The sequence below is a fragment of the Haloferax sp. S2CR25 genome (genome assembly GCF_031624535.1).
Taxonomy (GTDB): domain Archaea; phylum Halobacteriota; class Halobacteria; order Halobacteriales; family Haloferacaceae; genus Haloferax; species Haloferax massiliensis.
The window spans coordinates 334380-350090 of the sequence record NZ_JAMQOO010000002.1; the positions used below are offsets into that span (position 1 = coordinate 334380).

At 67.7% G+C, this 15711-nt stretch carries 15 protein-coding genes; 6 read left to right on the forward strand and 9 right to left on the reverse strand.

Annotated features, from left to right (window positions below; all coding sequences use genetic code 11):
* Positions 1–78 precede the first annotated feature (78 nt).
* The 3 genes from NDI65_RS07075 to NDI65_RS07085 all read right to left on the reverse strand — a co-directional run bounded on the left by NDI65_RS07075 (position 79) and on the right by NDI65_RS07085 (position 2035).
* Positions 79–486, reverse strand: coding sequence for a DUF5802 family protein (locus NDI65_RS07075; protein WP_310893509.1), 408 nt, complete (start codon positions 484–486; stop codon positions 79–81).
* A 198-nt stretch (positions 487–684) separates the two neighbouring features.
* Positions 685–1005 (reverse strand): hypothetical protein, encoded by a 321-nt coding sequence (locus tag NDI65_RS07080; protein ID WP_310893510.1) that lies wholly within the window; start codon positions 1003–1005, stop codon positions 685–687.
* On the reverse strand, positions 995–2035 hold the full coding sequence (locus NDI65_RS07085) for a zinc-binding dehydrogenase (RefSeq protein ID WP_089777364.1): 1041 nt from the start codon (positions 2033–2035) through the stop codon (positions 995–997). The genes NDI65_RS07080 and NDI65_RS07085 overlap by 11 nt, the downstream gene beginning before the upstream one ends.
* A 233-nt stretch (positions 2036–2268) precedes the next feature.
* Between NDI65_RS07085 and NDI65_RS07090 the strand changes: the two genes are divergently transcribed.
* The 4 genes from NDI65_RS07090 to NDI65_RS07105 all read left to right on the forward strand — a co-directional run bounded on the left by NDI65_RS07090 (position 2269) and on the right by NDI65_RS07105 (position 6867).
* On the forward strand, positions 2269–3072 hold the full coding sequence (locus NDI65_RS07090) for an ArsR family transcriptional regulator (protein ID WP_089777365.1): 804 nt from the start codon (positions 2269–2271) through the stop codon (positions 3070–3072).
* 87 nt (positions 3073–3159) lie between these two features.
* Positions 3160–3738, forward strand: coding sequence for a molybdenum cofactor synthesis domain-containing protein (locus NDI65_RS07095; protein WP_310893511.1), 579 nt, complete (start codon positions 3160–3162; stop codon positions 3736–3738).
* 96 nt (positions 3739–3834) lie between these two features.
* Entirely contained in the window at positions 3835–5589 is a 1755-nt protein-coding gene (ilvD, locus tag NDI65_RS07100) for a dihydroxy-acid dehydratase (RefSeq protein WP_089777367.1), read from the forward strand.
* Between the two features lie 228 nt (positions 5590–5817).
* A complete protein-coding gene (locus tag NDI65_RS07105) occupies positions 5818–6867 on the forward strand; it encodes a D-glucuronyl C5-epimerase family protein (RefSeq protein WP_310893512.1) in 1050 nt (349 codons plus the stop codon).
* Positions 6868–6872: 5 nt separating this feature from the next.
* Here the strand turns inward: NDI65_RS07105 and NDI65_RS07110 are convergent, their stop codons facing one another.
* Complete coding sequence (locus NDI65_RS07110) at positions 6873–7832, reverse strand: D-2-hydroxyacid dehydrogenase (protein WP_089777369.1); 960 nt, start codon at positions 7830–7832, stop codon at positions 6873–6875.
* A gap of 58 nt (positions 7833–7890) precedes the next feature.
* Positions 7891–8118, reverse strand: coding sequence for a hypothetical protein (locus NDI65_RS07115; protein ID WP_089777370.1), 228 nt, complete (start codon positions 8116–8118; stop codon positions 7891–7893).
* A 331-nt stretch (positions 8119–8449) separates the two neighbouring features.
* Here NDI65_RS07115 and NDI65_RS07120 point away from each other — a divergent pair, with 331 nt between their 5' ends.
* Together NDI65_RS07120 and NDI65_RS07125 are read left to right on the forward strand one after the other, a co-directional pair.
* Positions 8450–9835 carry an NAD(P)/FAD-dependent oxidoreductase gene (locus NDI65_RS07120; protein ID WP_089777371.1) on the forward strand — a complete coding sequence of 462 codons (1386 nt, stop codon included), beginning with the start codon at positions 8450–8452 and terminating at the stop codon, positions 9833–9835.
* Between the two features lie 42 nt (positions 9836–9877).
* Positions 9878–10321, forward strand: coding sequence for a Tat pathway signal protein (locus NDI65_RS07125; RefSeq protein WP_089777372.1), 444 nt, complete (start codon positions 9878–9880; stop codon positions 10319–10321).
* A 332-nt stretch (positions 10322–10653) separates the two neighbouring features.
* Here the strand turns inward: NDI65_RS07125 and NDI65_RS07130 are convergent, their stop codons facing one another.
* The 4 genes from NDI65_RS07130 to NDI65_RS07145 form a co-directional block, all read right to left on the reverse strand.
* A complete protein-coding gene (locus NDI65_RS07130) occupies positions 10654–11547 on the reverse strand; it encodes a hypothetical protein (RefSeq protein WP_310893513.1) in 894 nt (297 codons plus the stop codon).
* Positions 11544–11885, reverse strand: coding sequence for a hypothetical protein (locus NDI65_RS07135; protein ID WP_310893514.1), 342 nt, complete (start codon positions 11883–11885; stop codon positions 11544–11546). Before NDI65_RS07135 ends, NDI65_RS07130 begins: the two co-directional genes overlap by 4 nt.
* A 3-nt stretch (positions 11886–11888) precedes the next feature.
* Entirely contained in the window at positions 11889–13547 is a 1659-nt protein-coding gene (locus NDI65_RS07140) for a PKD domain-containing protein (RefSeq protein WP_310893515.1), read from the reverse strand.
* 483 nt (positions 13548–14030) lie between these two features.
* Positions 14031–15665 (reverse strand): lipopolysaccharide biosynthesis protein, encoded by a 1635-nt coding sequence (locus NDI65_RS07145; RefSeq protein WP_310893516.1) that lies wholly within the window; start codon positions 15663–15665, stop codon positions 14031–14033.
* Positions 15666–15711 lie beyond the last annotated feature (46 nt).

The following is a 15711-nucleotide window of genomic DNA, read 5'->3' on the forward strand; positions in this document are numbered from 1 at the left end:
CGTGCGGGCCGACCACTTGAGCGTTCGGACGCGAGGCGGACGGCGCGGGAACCCGCTCGCCGCGACGGCGGTCGGGCCTCAGGCCAGCCTGTCGTCGGGTCGGTCCGGGCCGGAGCCGTCGGTCCCGCCGGGAGCGTCGGGCGCGAGGTCGTCGAGGTCGTAGCCGGCGTACCGGAGCAACTCGGCGGCCCGCGGGGCGTCGGCGAGGAGCACCGGTCTGTCGTCCGGAAGCGCGTCCGCGCCCACGGCGTCTCGGGGAAGCGCGAGCGTTCCCGAGGGCACGCCGTCGTCGCCGACGACCGGGAAGTGGGACGTGTCGAGTTTCATCACGAGCGGGTAGTCGACTCGCTCGACGCCGCGGCCGTCCGTGTAGACGCACTCGTTGAGTCGCTCGTGTTCCGTTCGGTGAATCGCCGCCTCGGTCCCGTCGTACGGTTCGACGTACAAGCGGCCGAGGAAGTAACTGCTGGAGAACCGTTCGAACATCTGTGCGTGTGAATGTCAACCATGGGACGGCATAAGCCTTGTCGGAACCATTTATATCGGCACGCAATTCCACCGCTGAGAGCCGGCGGCCGGGTGCGACACCGGCAGCCAAGAGCGCGGCTACAGTGCGAGAGAATCGGGGGTGAAAAACTGGGTTCGCGTTTCGCTCGACCCGGGGGAGCGGTTCCGCGGGTCGATTCAGTCGTCGCCGCGGGTCGCCGCGGTCATCGACCAGACGGCGACGAGGCCGAGCGCGAGCGCCGGGAGCATCGGCAGGGCCAGCATGGCCGCGAGGTACGGCAGGCCGGCCATCGCCGGGAGCGACGGCACGAGGTACACCGCGCCGGGGACGACGAGGAAACAGAGCGCGACGACGCCGACGAGCACCCAGCCGCGGCTCCCGAAGCCGGTCGCTTCCGGCTCCGAGCTACCGCCGCCGACCGGGACGCCGTCCGGCCGGTGGACGTAGGTGTCGGACTCGGCGGTCGCGTCGTCCCGAGTCGTGGTGTCAGAGCTCACTATCGGGGATTACGACCACCTTGCCAAAGCCCTGTCGCTCCTCGATGAGCTCGTGCGCGCGGTCGATTTCGCTCATCGGGAGCGTCTCGCGGATGCGGGGCTCGAAGGTGCCGTCCCAGACGAGGTCGAGCACCTCGTCGGCCTCGCCGGGCGTCGCCATCGTCGAGCCGATAACCGAGAGCTGGTTCCAGAAGATGTAGTTGAGGCCCGCGCCCGGGTCGGGGCCGGTGGTCGCCCCGCAGGTGACGACGCGGCCGCCCTTGACGAGGCTCTTGAGCGACTGCTTGTAGGTGGCCTCGCCGATGTGGTCGACGACCATGTCGACGCCGCGGCCGTCGGTCAGTTTGCGAATCTCCTTCGAGAAGTCGTCTTCCTCGTAGTTGATGACGTGGTCCGCGCCGCACTCCTTGGCGTACTCCAGTTTCTCGTCGGTGGAGGCGGTGGCGTACACTTCAGCGCCCGCGTAGTCGGCGATTTGGACGGCCGCGTGGCCGACGCCGCCGGACGCGCCGAGGACGAGCGCCTTCTCGCCGGGGCGGAGTTCGCCGCGGTCGACGAGCATCCGCCACGCGGTCTGGAAGACGAGCGACGCGGAGCCGGCGACCTCCCACGGCACGCCCTCGGGGACGGGCACGAGGTTCTCCTCGGGAATCGCCGCGAACTCGGCGTGGACGCCGCGGACGTGCTCGCCGATGATGTGGAAGTCCGGCGCGAGCGTCGGGTCGCCCTTCCGGGAGAACTCGTCGCCGCCGCCGGCGACGCCCGCGATGAGCGCCACGCGGTCGCCCGCCTCGAACCGGCTCACGCGCTCGCCGACCTCGGTGACGACGCCGGCCATGTCGCTTCCGGGGATGTGCGGCATCTCCAACTCGACGCCCGGGAGCCCCCGCCGCGTCCAGATGTCGAGGTGGTTGAGCGAGGCCGCCTTCACGTCGACGAGGACCTCGTCGGGACCGACTTCCGGGTCCGGGAAGTCGCCGTATTCGAGGACGTCTCGGTCGCCGTGTTCCGTGAATTGGACCGCTTTCATCTCGACCCGACCGAGGATGGGCAGGAACTAAAGTGTGGGTTTACGCCAATCGTCTTTCCTCTTGTTCGACAGCTGACGAACCTCGTGGATTCAAATCATATCGGTGCGAAGATATATACGACACAGGGTTCCCAACACAGTCGAGCCCGACAGTCACGGTCGCCGACATCTACCGGCGGCCCGTACAGGGGCGGTCGACAGGCGTCCGACTCGTTGGAAGGAATATCAGGTACGTGATTCGAGACGAGACTTCAGCACAGCTTTCGCGCCTCCTCGTGAGGCGGTCGTCGTTCGTCCGGGCGCTCGCGGAGCGACCGCGAGACAAGCGCGGACTCGCCGATGACCTCGACGCCTCGCGTTCGACGGTCGACCGCGTCGTCCGCGACCTGCTCGACGCCGGCCTCGTCGAGCGCGCCGACGGCCTGTATCGGCTGACCTGCGTCGGTCGGTGCGCGCTCGGCGCGTACGACGAGTGCCTCGACTCGCTCCGCGGCGTCAAGGCGGCGCAGGACCTCCTTTCGATGCTCCCGACCGACGCGCCGCTCGACCCGGCGTTCTTGGCGGGCGCGTCGGTTCACACGTCGACGCCGGACATCCCGGACAGCGCGATTCGGGAGCTGTTTTCGAGCGTCGAGAGCGCGGAGCGCGTCTACGGCGTCGCCCCGGTCGCGCTCGTCGGTCAGCTTCGGCCCTTCTACGAGACCGCCACCGAGGGCGGGACGGTCGTCGAGATGATTATCGCCGACGAGCTGTTCGACCGACTCGCCGCCACGCCGGACTCGCGCGAGGTCATCATCGAACAGCTCCGACACGAGTCGGTGACGCTCTACCGGGGCGAAGTCCCGTTCCGCTTCGGCCTCTGGGCGACCGAGTCGGAGGCGGGCGTCGTCGTCTACACCGACACCGGCGTCGGCGGGGTCGCGCGCAACGACACCGAAGCCGCCGTCGAGTGGGCCACAGAGCAGTTCGAAACGCTCCGCGAACGCGCCGAACGCCTGACGCTCGACTCGCTCGACGGGGCTCCGGAGGGCGAGTGAACTCCACCGGTCGCCGGCGAGTCGGCCGGCCGCCGCGAGCGCCGAGACGACGCGGGAACTTTATCGCACGCCGACGAAGCCGCGGCCGTGAGCGACCACGACCATCACCACGGCGAGGGGGACGGCGACGACGACCACAGCCATCACCGCGACGACCACGGTCACGACCATCACCACCACGACGTCGACGACCTCCAAGCGGCGGTGCTGACGGTTTCGTCCACCCGCGATATCGACGACGACCCCGCGGGCGACGCGATAGCCGAACTGCTCCACGAGGCGGGCCACTCGGTGTCGGTCCGCCGGGTCGTCGACGACGACTACGACGAGATTCAGACCGCGGTCTCGCGGATGGCCGACCGCGGCGACGTCGACGTGACGGTCACGACCGGCGGGACGGGCGTCACGCCCGACGACCGCACCGTCGAGGCGACGGCGCAGTTGTTCGGGAAGACGCTTCCGGGGTTCGGCGAGCTGTTCCGGCGGCTCTCGTACGATGAGATCGGGACCAAGGTCGTCGGCACCCGCGCGACCGCGGGTATCGTCGACGGGATGCCGACGTTCTGTCTGCCGGGGAGCGAGAACGCCGCCCGACTCGGGACCGCGGAGATAATCGTCCCGGAAGCGCCGCATCTCACCGGACTGGCGCGGCGCGACGCGGAGTAGGAAAACGCCCTCAGAACTGCGGGTCGTCGGACGAATCCGACTGCAACGTCTGCCCAGTCGCGGCCATTTAAGTTCGCGCACACGCTCCGATGAGGTATGAGCCAGCAGTCCCCCCGCGAGGAGGACCCGGACGACGTGTTCTCCAGCGGCAAGGACCCGAACCTCCGCAGCACGGAGGTCACTGAGGGTCCAGACAAGGCCCCGCACCGTGCGATGTTCCGCGCCATGGGCTTCGACGACGAGGACTTCTCGTCGCCGATGGTCGGCGTGCCGAACCCCGCCGCCGACATCACCCCGTGTAACGTCCACCTCGACGACGTCGCCGACGCCGCCATCGAGGGCATCGACGCCGCGGGCGGGATGCCCATCGAGTTCGGGACCGTCACCATCTCGGACGCCATCTCGATGGGGACCGAGGGCATGAAGGCCTCGCTCATCTCCCGCGAGGTCATCGCCGACTCCGTCGAACTCGTCTCCTTCGGCGAGCGCATGGACGCGCTCGTCACCGTCGCCGGCTGCGACAAGAACCTCCCCGGGATGATGATGGCCTCCATCCGGACGGACCTCCCCTCCGTCTTCCTCTACGGCGGCTCCATCATGCCCGGCCAGCACGAGGGCCGCGAGGTGACCGTCCAGAACGTCTTCGAGGGCGTCGGCACCTACGCCGAAGGCGACATGAGCGCCGACGAACTCGACGACCTCGAACGCCACGCCTGCCCCGGCGCGGGCTCCTGCGGCGGGATGTTCACCGCCAACACGATGGCCTCCATCTCCGAGGCGCTTGGGATGGCCCCCCTCGGGTCGGCCTCCGCGCCGGCCGAGTCCGACGAGCGCTACGAGAACGCCCGCCGCGCCGGCGAGGTCGTCCTCGACTGCGTCGAAAACGACCGCCGCCCCTCCGACATCCTCACGAAGAAGTCCTTCGAGAACGCCATCACCCTGCAGGTCGCCACCGGCGGGTCGACCAACGCCGTGCTCCACCTGCTCGCGCTGGCCGCCGAGGCCGGCGTCGACCTCGATATCGAGGAGTTCAACGAGATCTCCCGGCGCACGCCGAAAATCGCCAACCTCCAGCCCGGCGGCACGCGCGTCATGAACGACCTCCACGAAATCGGCGGCATCCCGGTCGTCATCCGCCGCCTCGTCGAGGCCGGCCTGTTCCACGGCGACGCCATGACCGTCACCGGCCGCACCATCGCCGAGGAGCTCGACCACCTCGACCTCCCGGACGACGACGACCTCGAAGCGGACTTCCTCTACACGGTCGACGAGCCGTATCAGGACGAGGGCGCAATCAAGATTCTCACCGGCAACCTCGCGCCCGATGGCGCGGTCCTGAAGGTGACCGGCGACGACGCCTTCCACCACACCGGCCCCGCCCGCGTCTTCGAGAACGAGGAGGACGCGATGCGCTACGTGCAGGAGGGCCACATCGAGGAGGGCGACGTCATCGCCATCCGCAACGAGGGCCCCCGCGGCGGCCCCGGCATGCGCGAGATGCTCGGCGTCACCGCCGCCGTCGTCGGACAGGGCCACGAGGACGACGTGGCGCTTCTCACCGACGGTCGGTTCTCCGGCGCGACGCGCGGCCCGATGGTCGGCCACGTCGCCCCCGAGGCGGCCGAGGGCGGCCCCATCGGCCTCCTCGAAGACGGCGACGAGGTGACCGTCGACATCCCGAACCGCGAACTCTCCGTGGACCTCACAAACAAGGAACTCGAAGCGCGGAAAGAAGACTGGGAACCCAAGCCGCCGGCGTACACCTCCGGCGTGCTGGCGAAGTACGCCCGCGACTTCGGCTCCGCCGCGAACGGCGCGGTGACGAACCCGGCGCTCACGCGCGACGAATAGGCGACCGTCCCCTCCGCCGGGGGTCCACCGCCCGTTCGATGTGACAACACTCATTACTGTCTGTGCTGAAAGCGGGTTTACATGAGTCGTGTCCCCGAGTTACTTCTCCGCGGGGCGTCCGTGACGTCGCCCCGCCCCGCGAAGTGGCACCGCTCCAGCGCACGCGTCCACACCCGTACTGACGACGGTCGAACCGTCGTCGACGATCACACGCGAGTTCACCCGTAGATGGACGCACCCACTCGACGGTCGTTCGTCGCGGCCCTCGTCGCCGGCAGTTCGGGGTGCGTCGGCCGGGGCGGCCCACTGGGGACCGAAGTATCGAGAGCCCAGCGCGACGGCGCTCGGTTCGACGTCGAAGCGACGCGGCGCTCGTTCGACCTGCGCCGAACGTCGTTCGAACACCGCCCGCAGTTCATCCTCGGTCGCCGCGAAGCGCCGCGCTGTCTCTACGACCTCGGCGACGTCTCGGGAATCGAGGAGGTACAGACCGCGACCATCGACGGCGAGACCGGGCAGATGCCGATTCGCACCTTCCGCGCGATGATGCGGCTGACACACTGCTACCGTGAACGCGGGGCCGACCCGTTTCTGTCGAAGGCGATGTCCATCGGCGAGGCCGCGTTGGACAACGCGACGCGGGTCGAGGGCGTGCCGTACTTCCCGTACACGATGCCGAAAGGCGGGTCGAGCGCCGAGATGGAGCCGCCGTGGTACTCGGGGATGGCGCAGGGGACGGCGCTCTCGGCGTACGTCCGCCTGTACGAACACACCGGCGACGTCCGGCACAAGTGGATTGCGGACGCCGTCGCCGAGAGCTTCGGGCGCATCCCCCGAGCGACCGACGGCCCGTGGACCGTGATGGTCGACGACGGCTACTACTGGATCGAGGAGTACCCCGCAGACCCGCCGACGCACGTCCTCAACGGCTTTCTCGTCGGATTGTGGGGCCTCTACGAATACTGGCTCGTCTTCGACGAACCGGACTGGGTCGAGCGGCTCCTGAACGCCGCGATAACGACGGTGTACGACCACCTCAGCGAGTACCGAGTGCCCGGCGAAGTCAGTTGGTACGGCCTCGACAAGGAGGCGGGCTACCGCGGCAACGAGACCTATCACGCGGTCCACACCCACCAGATAGGCGTGCTCTATCATCTCACCGGAGACGACTACTTCAGAACGATGGAGCGCCGGTTCGAGTCGGACTCCGCCGAATCGAGCGGATACGAAACGCCGCCGAGCGAGTGGAAACACGCCGGCGGAGAGCGGGCGGATTAGAGCGCTCAGACCACGCGGTTCCGCAGGTCGTCGTCGCCGGCGTCCAGTCTGTCGAGGTTCTCGGCGATGATGTCGGCCATGCGCTCCCAGTACTTCGGGGTGTGACCGGCGTTGTGGGGCGTGATGAGGACGTTCTCGAAGTCCCACAGCGGGTGGTCCGACGGGAGCGGTTCGGGGTCGGTCACGTCGAGGGCCGCCCCGCGGATGCCGTTGCTCCGGAGTTGCGAGACGAGCGCGTCGGTGTCGACGACCGGGCCGCGGCCGACGTTGACGAGCACGGTGTCGGGTGCCATCGACGCGAACGCGTCGGCGTCGACGAGGCCGCGGGTGGCGTCGGTCAGCGGGCACGCGATGACGACGTAGTCGGCGCGGGCGAAGGCGTCGTGGAGGCCCCGTTCGTCGTCGAAGCCGACGACCTCGTCGGTCGGGCCGCCCTTTGCCGGCGAGTAGCGCACGCCGACGGTCTCGACGCCGAACGGTTCGAGTCGGTCCACGATTGCCTCGCCGAGCGCGCCGAGGCCGACGACGGCGACCGTCGAGCCCTGCAGTTCGACCGTCTGGTACGACTGCCAGACGGCGGCGTCTTGCTGGCGTTCCGCGACGTGGAAGCGGCGGGCGAAATAGAGGAGGCTCCCGAGGACCTGCTCGGCGATGTTCGGGCCGTGGACGCCGGAGGCGTTGGTGACGGCCACGTCGCGCGCCTCGAACGCCTCGATGGGGAGGTGGCCCGTGCCGGCGAACACGCAGGCGAACAGGTCGAGGTTCTCGGCGGCGTCGAGGTCCGCTTCGTCCACGTCGAAGCCGGTCGCGACTCGGGCGCGGGAGAGGAGGTCTCGCTCCGCTTCGGGCGTCGTCGCGAGGGCGACCTCGCGGTCGGGGAGGCGCTCGCGAAGCGTTTCGGCGTACGCCTCGGCAGACAGGCCGTGAATCTTCTGCCGAAGCACCGCGATGTCTGGGTCGGACATGCCCGATGATTCTCGAAGGCGGTGATGAATCTGTCCGATTCGGGCGGGGGAGGACCGCTCACTCGATGGGGTCGCGCCGGCGCGGGCGACGTTTCGAAATCGTCCGGGTGACCGCGACCGCGTCGACCGTCGGGTCGACGACGAACCGGGAGCCGTCTTCGCCGAGTTTCCACGCTACGGGTGCGTACCCCTGTGGGGCGGGGCCGCCGTCGACGAAGACCAGGTCGCCCGTCTCGTCGCGGAACACGACGGGCTCTCTCGGTTCGTCCAACTCGTCTGCGGTCATTGACTCGGAGCTACCGCGGTCTCCGCTATAAACCTCCGTCTCTGGTTATCAACTACTGTATTTAGTTGGTATTATCGGGAGAAAGCGAGCGCCGTAATCGGTGTCCGACGAAAATCAAATTATCGAATCCCGAAATTGAGTGGGGAGTCCCGCATCAGTTCATCCGCGGGAACGTCGGCTCCGTGGAGGATGCGAGCGGCGGCGCGTCGATGTCACAGTCGCGTCACGCGCTGGAGAACGCCCCGAGCGGAGTTGAGGCGCGCGGCCTCGAAACCGTCGGACGCCGCGGCGCTTCAGGGGGTTTAATAGCCGAGCGAAGTGCTGTAGCGGTATGGAACGCGTAGATGTCGCCATCATCGGCGGCGGTCCGGCCGGCACGTCGGCGGCACACGCCGCGGCCTCGGCCGGGGCCTCCGCCCTGGTCCTCGAAAAGGGCGTCCCCCGAGCAGACAGACCGGGCCTCGGGCCCGATTCGACGGACGCGGCCGGTATCCTCGACTACTGGGTGGACATCATGGGCATCCACCCCGACGAGTTCCCCGACGACGTGGTTCTCGACATCCTCGACCGCGCGGAGTTCATCGGGCCGAACGAGTCGCTGACGCTCCGCAGTACCGGCATCGACTCCTCGTACGACGAGTTCGGCTACACCTTCCACCGCGCGAAGTTCGACGACTGGCTCCGCGGCCGCGCCGAGGACGCCGGCGCGGAGTACCGCGTGAAGGCCTCCGTGCGCGACGTGGAGACCGACCTCGACGCGACCGGCGACGACCCCCGACACGTCGTCCGCCTCGCCAACGGCGAGGACGTGGGCGCTGACTTCGTCGTGCTCGCCGACGGCCCCCAGCGGACGGTCACGAACAAGGTGCTCGACGACCTGCTTCCGTTCCCCGTCACTGACCGCCTGTCGTCGACCGAGGCGAACCACATCGCCTATCAGGAACACCGCGAGTTCCCCCCGGAGCTGTTCGACGAGGTCGACGGCGCGATCAAGTTCTGGTGGGGCTACATGCCCGGCCACACGGCGTACCCGTGGGTGTTCCCGAACGACAACAACGTCTGCCGGGTCGGCCTCACGATGCCCATCGGCCTCGACATCGACGAGGTCGACGACCGCGATGCGTACAGACTCCTCCGCGAGGACGACGAGCGCATCCCGCAGGGCCGCGAGTACGTCCGCCGCCTCCTCGAACAGGAGTACGGCGACGAGTACGACGTCGACGAGGACTTCCCGCTCGTCGAGGACCGCGGGAAGACGAAGGGAACGGAGACGTACGCCATCTCCTCGACGCGACCCATCGACTCGCCCGCGTCGGCCGGTATCGCCGTCACCGGCGGCGCGATGGGCGCGACCTCAGCCTTCCACGAGGGCGGCGACCACGTCGCCGTCCGGACGGGTGCCATCGCCGGCGAACTCGCCGCCGAGGGCGACCTGAGCGACTACAACGACCGCTGGAAGGACGCCATCGGCGACGAGATTCTCCGCAACGTCGCCATGGCCGAAATCGTCCACGACTACGGCCCCGCCCAGTGGGACAAGACGTTCAAGGCGGCCCGGAAGCTCCTCGAAAAGGACGAGGGCTACAAGGCGTTCGGCGCCTCGAAGCTCAGCGCCGGGTTCAGCGCCGCCAAACTCGCCACGCAGTACCAGCGGACGAAAGTGAAGTACCGCAAGGGCAAGTACGTCCAACTGCGCGAAGACGAGTACGCGCTGTAGCCGACGGAAGACTTATCAGTTTCTCCGAATCTCTGTCAGTCGATGGCCGGTCGACCCTCTCGCCGTCAACTGCTCCGCCGCGGAGCCGCGGCCGTCGGCGTCGGGCTGACCGGCGGGGTCGCGGGCTGTTCGTCGCTTCGAGGCTGTTCGTCGGCCGAAATCATGCTCCGGGCGGAACTGGTCGGGTCGGCCCCCGACGGGGCGACCGTCGTCGACGTGGACGACCCGCGGGTCGCAAACAGCCCGTGGGTGCTGAAGGTGGTCGAAGCGGCCGCCGAAGGACACCCCCGCGAGTCGAGCATCTCTGACTGCCTGAGCGACTACGACGCCCTCCGCGAGGACCTCGACGCGCTCCCGTCGGTCGACAAGTCGGAAGACCGCCGCTACTACGTCCGCGTCGACGGGCAGGTCGTCCGACTTCGAGCCGTCTTTTTCGCCGGCGACGACGCCCGCCGGTCGGAACTCGTTTTACCCCCGGCGCGCTAGGGTCGGGTGCGTACCTCAAGTCCCCGGCCGAGTGTTCCCGCTTCGGGAGCGATGACAGCACGGCGAACCCGGGTGCGCGATATCTACTGGCCGGCAGACGCCGGCGTACTTCGGAACGTCCGCGCCCGAAAGACGGACCGCCCGGCACGAGGGTTTCCCGGTCGACGCGGCACGCCGCCTCGGGATGAGACCGGCCGTTAGTGTTCTGGGCGACAACTCCGAACTCACGAGCAGTGGCTTCGCTGTGGACGTGTTCTGGTGAGTCCGGTGGCTTCCGTGTGTGGGTTCTCTCTCACGACAGTCGGGGAGCGATATCCGAACACCGTATCAGTCTACTCGACATCCGGACGACTCACGTCGGTCTCCGGTTCGTCATCGGCGTCCTTGGGTCCGAAAAAGAGCACGGCCGTGGCGAACCCGACCCCGCCGAGTAGCGCCACCTGACCGACGACGAGCAGTACCCAGTCCATCGGTTGGAGGAACAGTACGACGGGCGCGTACTCGGTGACGTACGGGGCCGCGAACGACCGGAGCTGTGGTGGGAGGTCAAAGACGTAGACCTCCGTCCCGGCGATGCAGAGAAGGAGTCCGAACAGGGGGAGCCGTTGGATGTCGGGGGCCGCGTACCGGAGGTCCCACAGGAGCATACCGATGGTCGATATCGTGAGAAACACCGTCCACGTGAGCGCGACCGTTTCGAACGCCGGGGCATCGGTGGCCACTCCGCCCAGTAAGGCGACCGCGGCGCCCCCGAACGCGACGACGGTGAGGACACCGAAGTACGCCCACCGTCGGAGCCTGTTCACGACGAAGCGACGGACGATCGAGGGACCGCCGCCAGAGCCCCCGCCGGAGACGGCTTTGACGACACGTCCCAGGAGAGCTCCGAGCTTCCGGAGGAACTGGACGAAGATGGCCCCCTGAAGGACGCGGCCGATAACGAACACGAGCGCGGCGTAGAACCAGATTATCTCGCCTCTCGCCAAGAACCCCACGCCCGCTACGAACCCCCCCACGACGAGAAGCGTCGCCAGGAGTACCCGCTGTCCGTATCTCGGCCCCCACCGGCGGCGGGCGAGTTCGACGTCGTACACGTACCACCAGATGAGAGCGACGATACCGAGCCCGAGTAGCACCGGCCCTGCGATGCGGGGATAGATGTCGAAGAAGTAGCCGAGCTGTCCCGGCGCAGTCCCTTCCAGGGGGACGGCTCGGAGCCCGCTCATGGCCCGATATCGCTCTTCATCAGCCGGTCGACGGTACTGACCGCGATTCCGATGGGGAGTGCGAGGGCGAAGACGAACGCGACCGCGCTCACCGCTTCACGGACGACCGGTACCTCGATTATGAGGACGCCACCGGCCACGCCGAGGGCAACGAAGAGCACGGCCGTCGCCAGTGTCGAGGTCTGCTGAGTGGTCGTCAGCCACAGCACAGCGCCAAGACAGCCGATAAAAAACACCACGTCGCCCGCGACGACGACGCTGAGCCAGTTGTCGGCCAGGCCCACGACGACCTCTGTCGATGAGGGGGCCGCGACCGGACTGTAGAATGCTGAGTGCACGGTTCACCCTCGTCGAGTCCAGAATCCGAAGTGCTCGACAACTCTCCACAGGACAAACAGACCGGCCACCACGGCGACCACGGTGACGACCCCGATTCGGCAGTTCTGTCCGCACAGTGGTTTCGGGGTGACGGAGATGCTCACCGTGTCCTCGTCGGTAAATCCCGCGGGGCCGACGACCTGTAGTCGGACGACGTGTGTCCCCGGTTCCTTGAACGAGCGTCTGGTCGTCGCGCCCGTCGCTTCGAACGAGCCGTCGCCGTCGAAATCCCAGTGATATTCGGCGATAGAGCCGTCTTCGTGGCTCGAACTCCGCCCGTCGAACAACACCTCGTCGCCGACGGTCGCACTGCCCCGACTGGCCTCGGCATCGGCTCGCGGGAGGCCGAGCACGGTGATAGTGCTCTCGTGGGTCGCCGTCGCCCCCTTGTCGTCGGTCACCGACAGCGAGACGGGGAACCTGCCGGTGCGGTTGAAACGGGTCGTCACCGTCCGGCCGGTCATCTCGGGCTCGCCATCGCTGTCGAGGTCCCAGCTGTAGCGCTCAATCGAGCCGTCGTCGGTCGATGAGGAGGCGTCCAGCGTGACCGTCATCCCGACCGCGACCTTCGCCGGGGACCGGTCGTACCGTGGCGTGGGCGGCGGGTTCGGGTCGATGCGAATCTCTCGCCGCACCGAGTCCGTCTCACCCAGGTCGTCGACCACCTGAAGCGTGACCGTGACCGTCCCGGGCGTCTCGAACGTGTGCGTGACCGATTCGCCCTCCGCGTCTATCTCGCCGTCTGAATCTAGGTCCCACCGATAGGCGTCGATACGGCCGTCGTCGGTCGTCGCGCTCGCGTCGAACCGTATGGGGTCGAGTTCCTTCGCCCGCGTTTCGCTCGGTTCGAACTCGGCGGTCGGCGGCTCGTTCGCGACGACGACGACGTCTCGACTCTTCGTCGTCGTGGCGCCGAATGCGTCCGTGGCGGTGACTGAGACGGTGTACGTCCCCGGCGTGTCATAACTGAGAAACACCGCTTCGCCCGTTCGGTCGACGCTCCCGTCACCGTCGACGTCCCACTCTATCGACCGGATGCCGTCGGGGTCCTCGACGGTCGGGAGAGCGATTTGAACACGCTGGCTCTCACGTATCGTCGAGAGAGACGGCATCGTCACGGTGGGGTTTTCGTTCTCTCGTACCACGACCTGCTGAGAGAGGGTCGCGTCCGCCCCGCGGTCGTCGACGACGGTGAGACGAACTGTGTATCGACCAGGGGCGTCGAACGAGTGTCGGGCCACCGGTCCCGAAGACTCGAACTCCGAGTCGTCGTCCAGGTCCCAGCGGTATTGGACGATGCGACCGCCACGGTCTGACGATGCGGACCCGTTGAACGTAATCGGTTGTGTGGCCTTCGGGTCTTGTGGGCTGATAGAGAACTCCGGTGACGGCTTCGTGTTGGGTTCTCTGACGTCGATTTGGACGGTCTTCGTCCCGCCGCCACCCGAGTAGTCGAGCTCCCACGTTATCGTGTAGACACCGCTTGCGCTCGGTGGAACCTTGAACTCCATCCACGGGTCGACCGACTCGCCGGCATCCAGGCCAGACCAATCCCAGTGTACCTTGTGAAACCACGCACCCGGTCCGGTCCACGACCCACCGTCATCGAATCGGTCGACCATCTCCCATTCATCCGGGAACCCCCCGTTCGACTCGGGAAACAAGAGATAAAACGTGGTGGACTCGTCCGAATCCCCGACGTTTTCGACACTGAAGCTAATTCGAACCGTGTCCCCTGCTTCGACGACGCTCTGTGAAACCCTCGCAGAGGCTTCCAACCGCGGACCCGTCGTCACGCTTTGCGACGAGACAGTCCCGGCCGCGAGAAACAGTATCAGTGCGAGCACCCCCAGTTTGTATACCGTCCTCCCCCCAACCATGAGCCCTGTTAACTATGCTCCCTGTCCTATTCAACCTCTTGGTTGTAAGACACCAAACGACGACATAAACGGCTTCAGGAGGGCTGAGGGCGCGTCTCTTGTGGTCTATTCTGTAGGACTGTAGTTCGGATACGAACCAGTTGACCCGGCGGAGAAGGTTTTGGATGTGCCTGCTGAACGGTTCGACCCGCGAGCGAGACGAATCCGAACTCCCGAGAGCGACCGCTATCGGTCCCCGGGCGTTCCGGGACGCCGCTCGCCGAGGGCCGCGAGTATCGCCCGGCGATACCGCGCGGCCAGCGCCGTCGCCACGAGTCTGTCGCGGTCGTTGACGCCGAGTGCGACGAGCGCGACGACGTAGGTCACCGCACCCAGTATCGCACCGGCGACGGCGACGAGGACGCCGGCCCCGGCCAGCGCCTCGCGGACGAGGAGCATGACGCCGGCCGCGGCGACGCCCGCGCCGAGGGGTTTGAGAAACGTCGCGTCGAAGGGCCACAGCCCCTCGAAGCGCCGCAGGAGGACGACCTGAACCGAGTTCTGGACGGCGATGGCGACGGCCGTCCCGAGCGCCGCGCCGGCGAGGCCGAACGCCCGGACGAACGCGAACGTGAGGAGCGTGTTGAGGACGGCCAAGAGCCAGTCGAGCGCCATCCGGGCGTACTGGTGGTCGGTCATCATGAGCAACCACCCCGTCGCGCCGACGGCGCTGCCGACCAGCACGCCGCCGAGGTAGACCACGAGCGGGACGTATCCCGCCGCGAAGTTCGGGCCGAACGCGGAGAGAATCGACCGCCCGTACACCGCGAGCACGGCGAGAATCGGAACGACGCAGGTGACGATGAGCCGCGTCACCGCCGAGTACACCGCGTTGAGCGTCTCCATCTCGTCGTCGGCGTAGAGCCCCGACGCGACCGGCGGCAGGAGCATGTTGAACGAGAGAAGCGGTATCCACGCCAGCGTCACCAACACGAGCACGACGTTGTAGACGCCCGCCGCCTTCGCGGTCAGGAGAAACCCAACGAGCATCACGTCGACGCGGTTCTGAAACACCTTGCCGAGGCTGCTCAGCGCGATGGGGGCCGAGTGGTTGTAGAACCGACGGGCCTCGGAACGGAGGCCGCCGACGGAGGGGCGGATGCCGCTCGCCGAGACGACCAACGGCGCGCCCAGCACCACGAGTCCGGCCATGCCGGCGACGAACGCGGCGGCGACGCCGACCAGCGAGTAGCCGAGCGCCATCGCGGCCACGGCACCCACTAGCTTGACCGCCGGCCGGAGGACGCGATTGAAAAGCGCCTCGCCGCGGGCCGACTGCACCGCCCTGAGGACGCCGGCGTGAATCCGCACCAGTCCGACGAGGACGACGAGCGCCGCGAACAGGTGAATCGTCGGCGGGAACTCGGGGTGCGACACCGTCGCGTCGTTGAGCCGCCCGCTCGTGAGCACCAATCCGCCTGCGAGTCCGAGGCCGACGGCGAGCGTCGTCAGATACGCCAGCCCCACGACCCGGCCCTGCCGGGCGGGGTCGTCGTCGTACGCGGAGAGGTACCGCTGGAGCGTCCCGACCGACCCGAAGTTGACGAGGCGGAACAGCAGTTGGGCGATTCGCCACGCGAACGCGTAGACGCCGTAGACGACCGGGCCGAACCCCTGTGCGAGGACGTACTCGGTCGCCGTCGTCAGCGCCCGCTGGAGCGACTGCCCGCCGGAGGCGACGACCGCGCCGTGACCGATGGTCAACAGCGCCTCGCGTTCGTCGTCGGGGATGTCGCTGTCGAGAGTGTCGCTGTCGGGTGTGGGGACGGGTGCGGGAGCGCGGTCGTCGGGACCGCCGCCGTCGGGTGTATCGGAGGACACGGTCGCGTCTCTGTCGCTTGTCGGGGTCGAAAATAAGTCGCGTGAT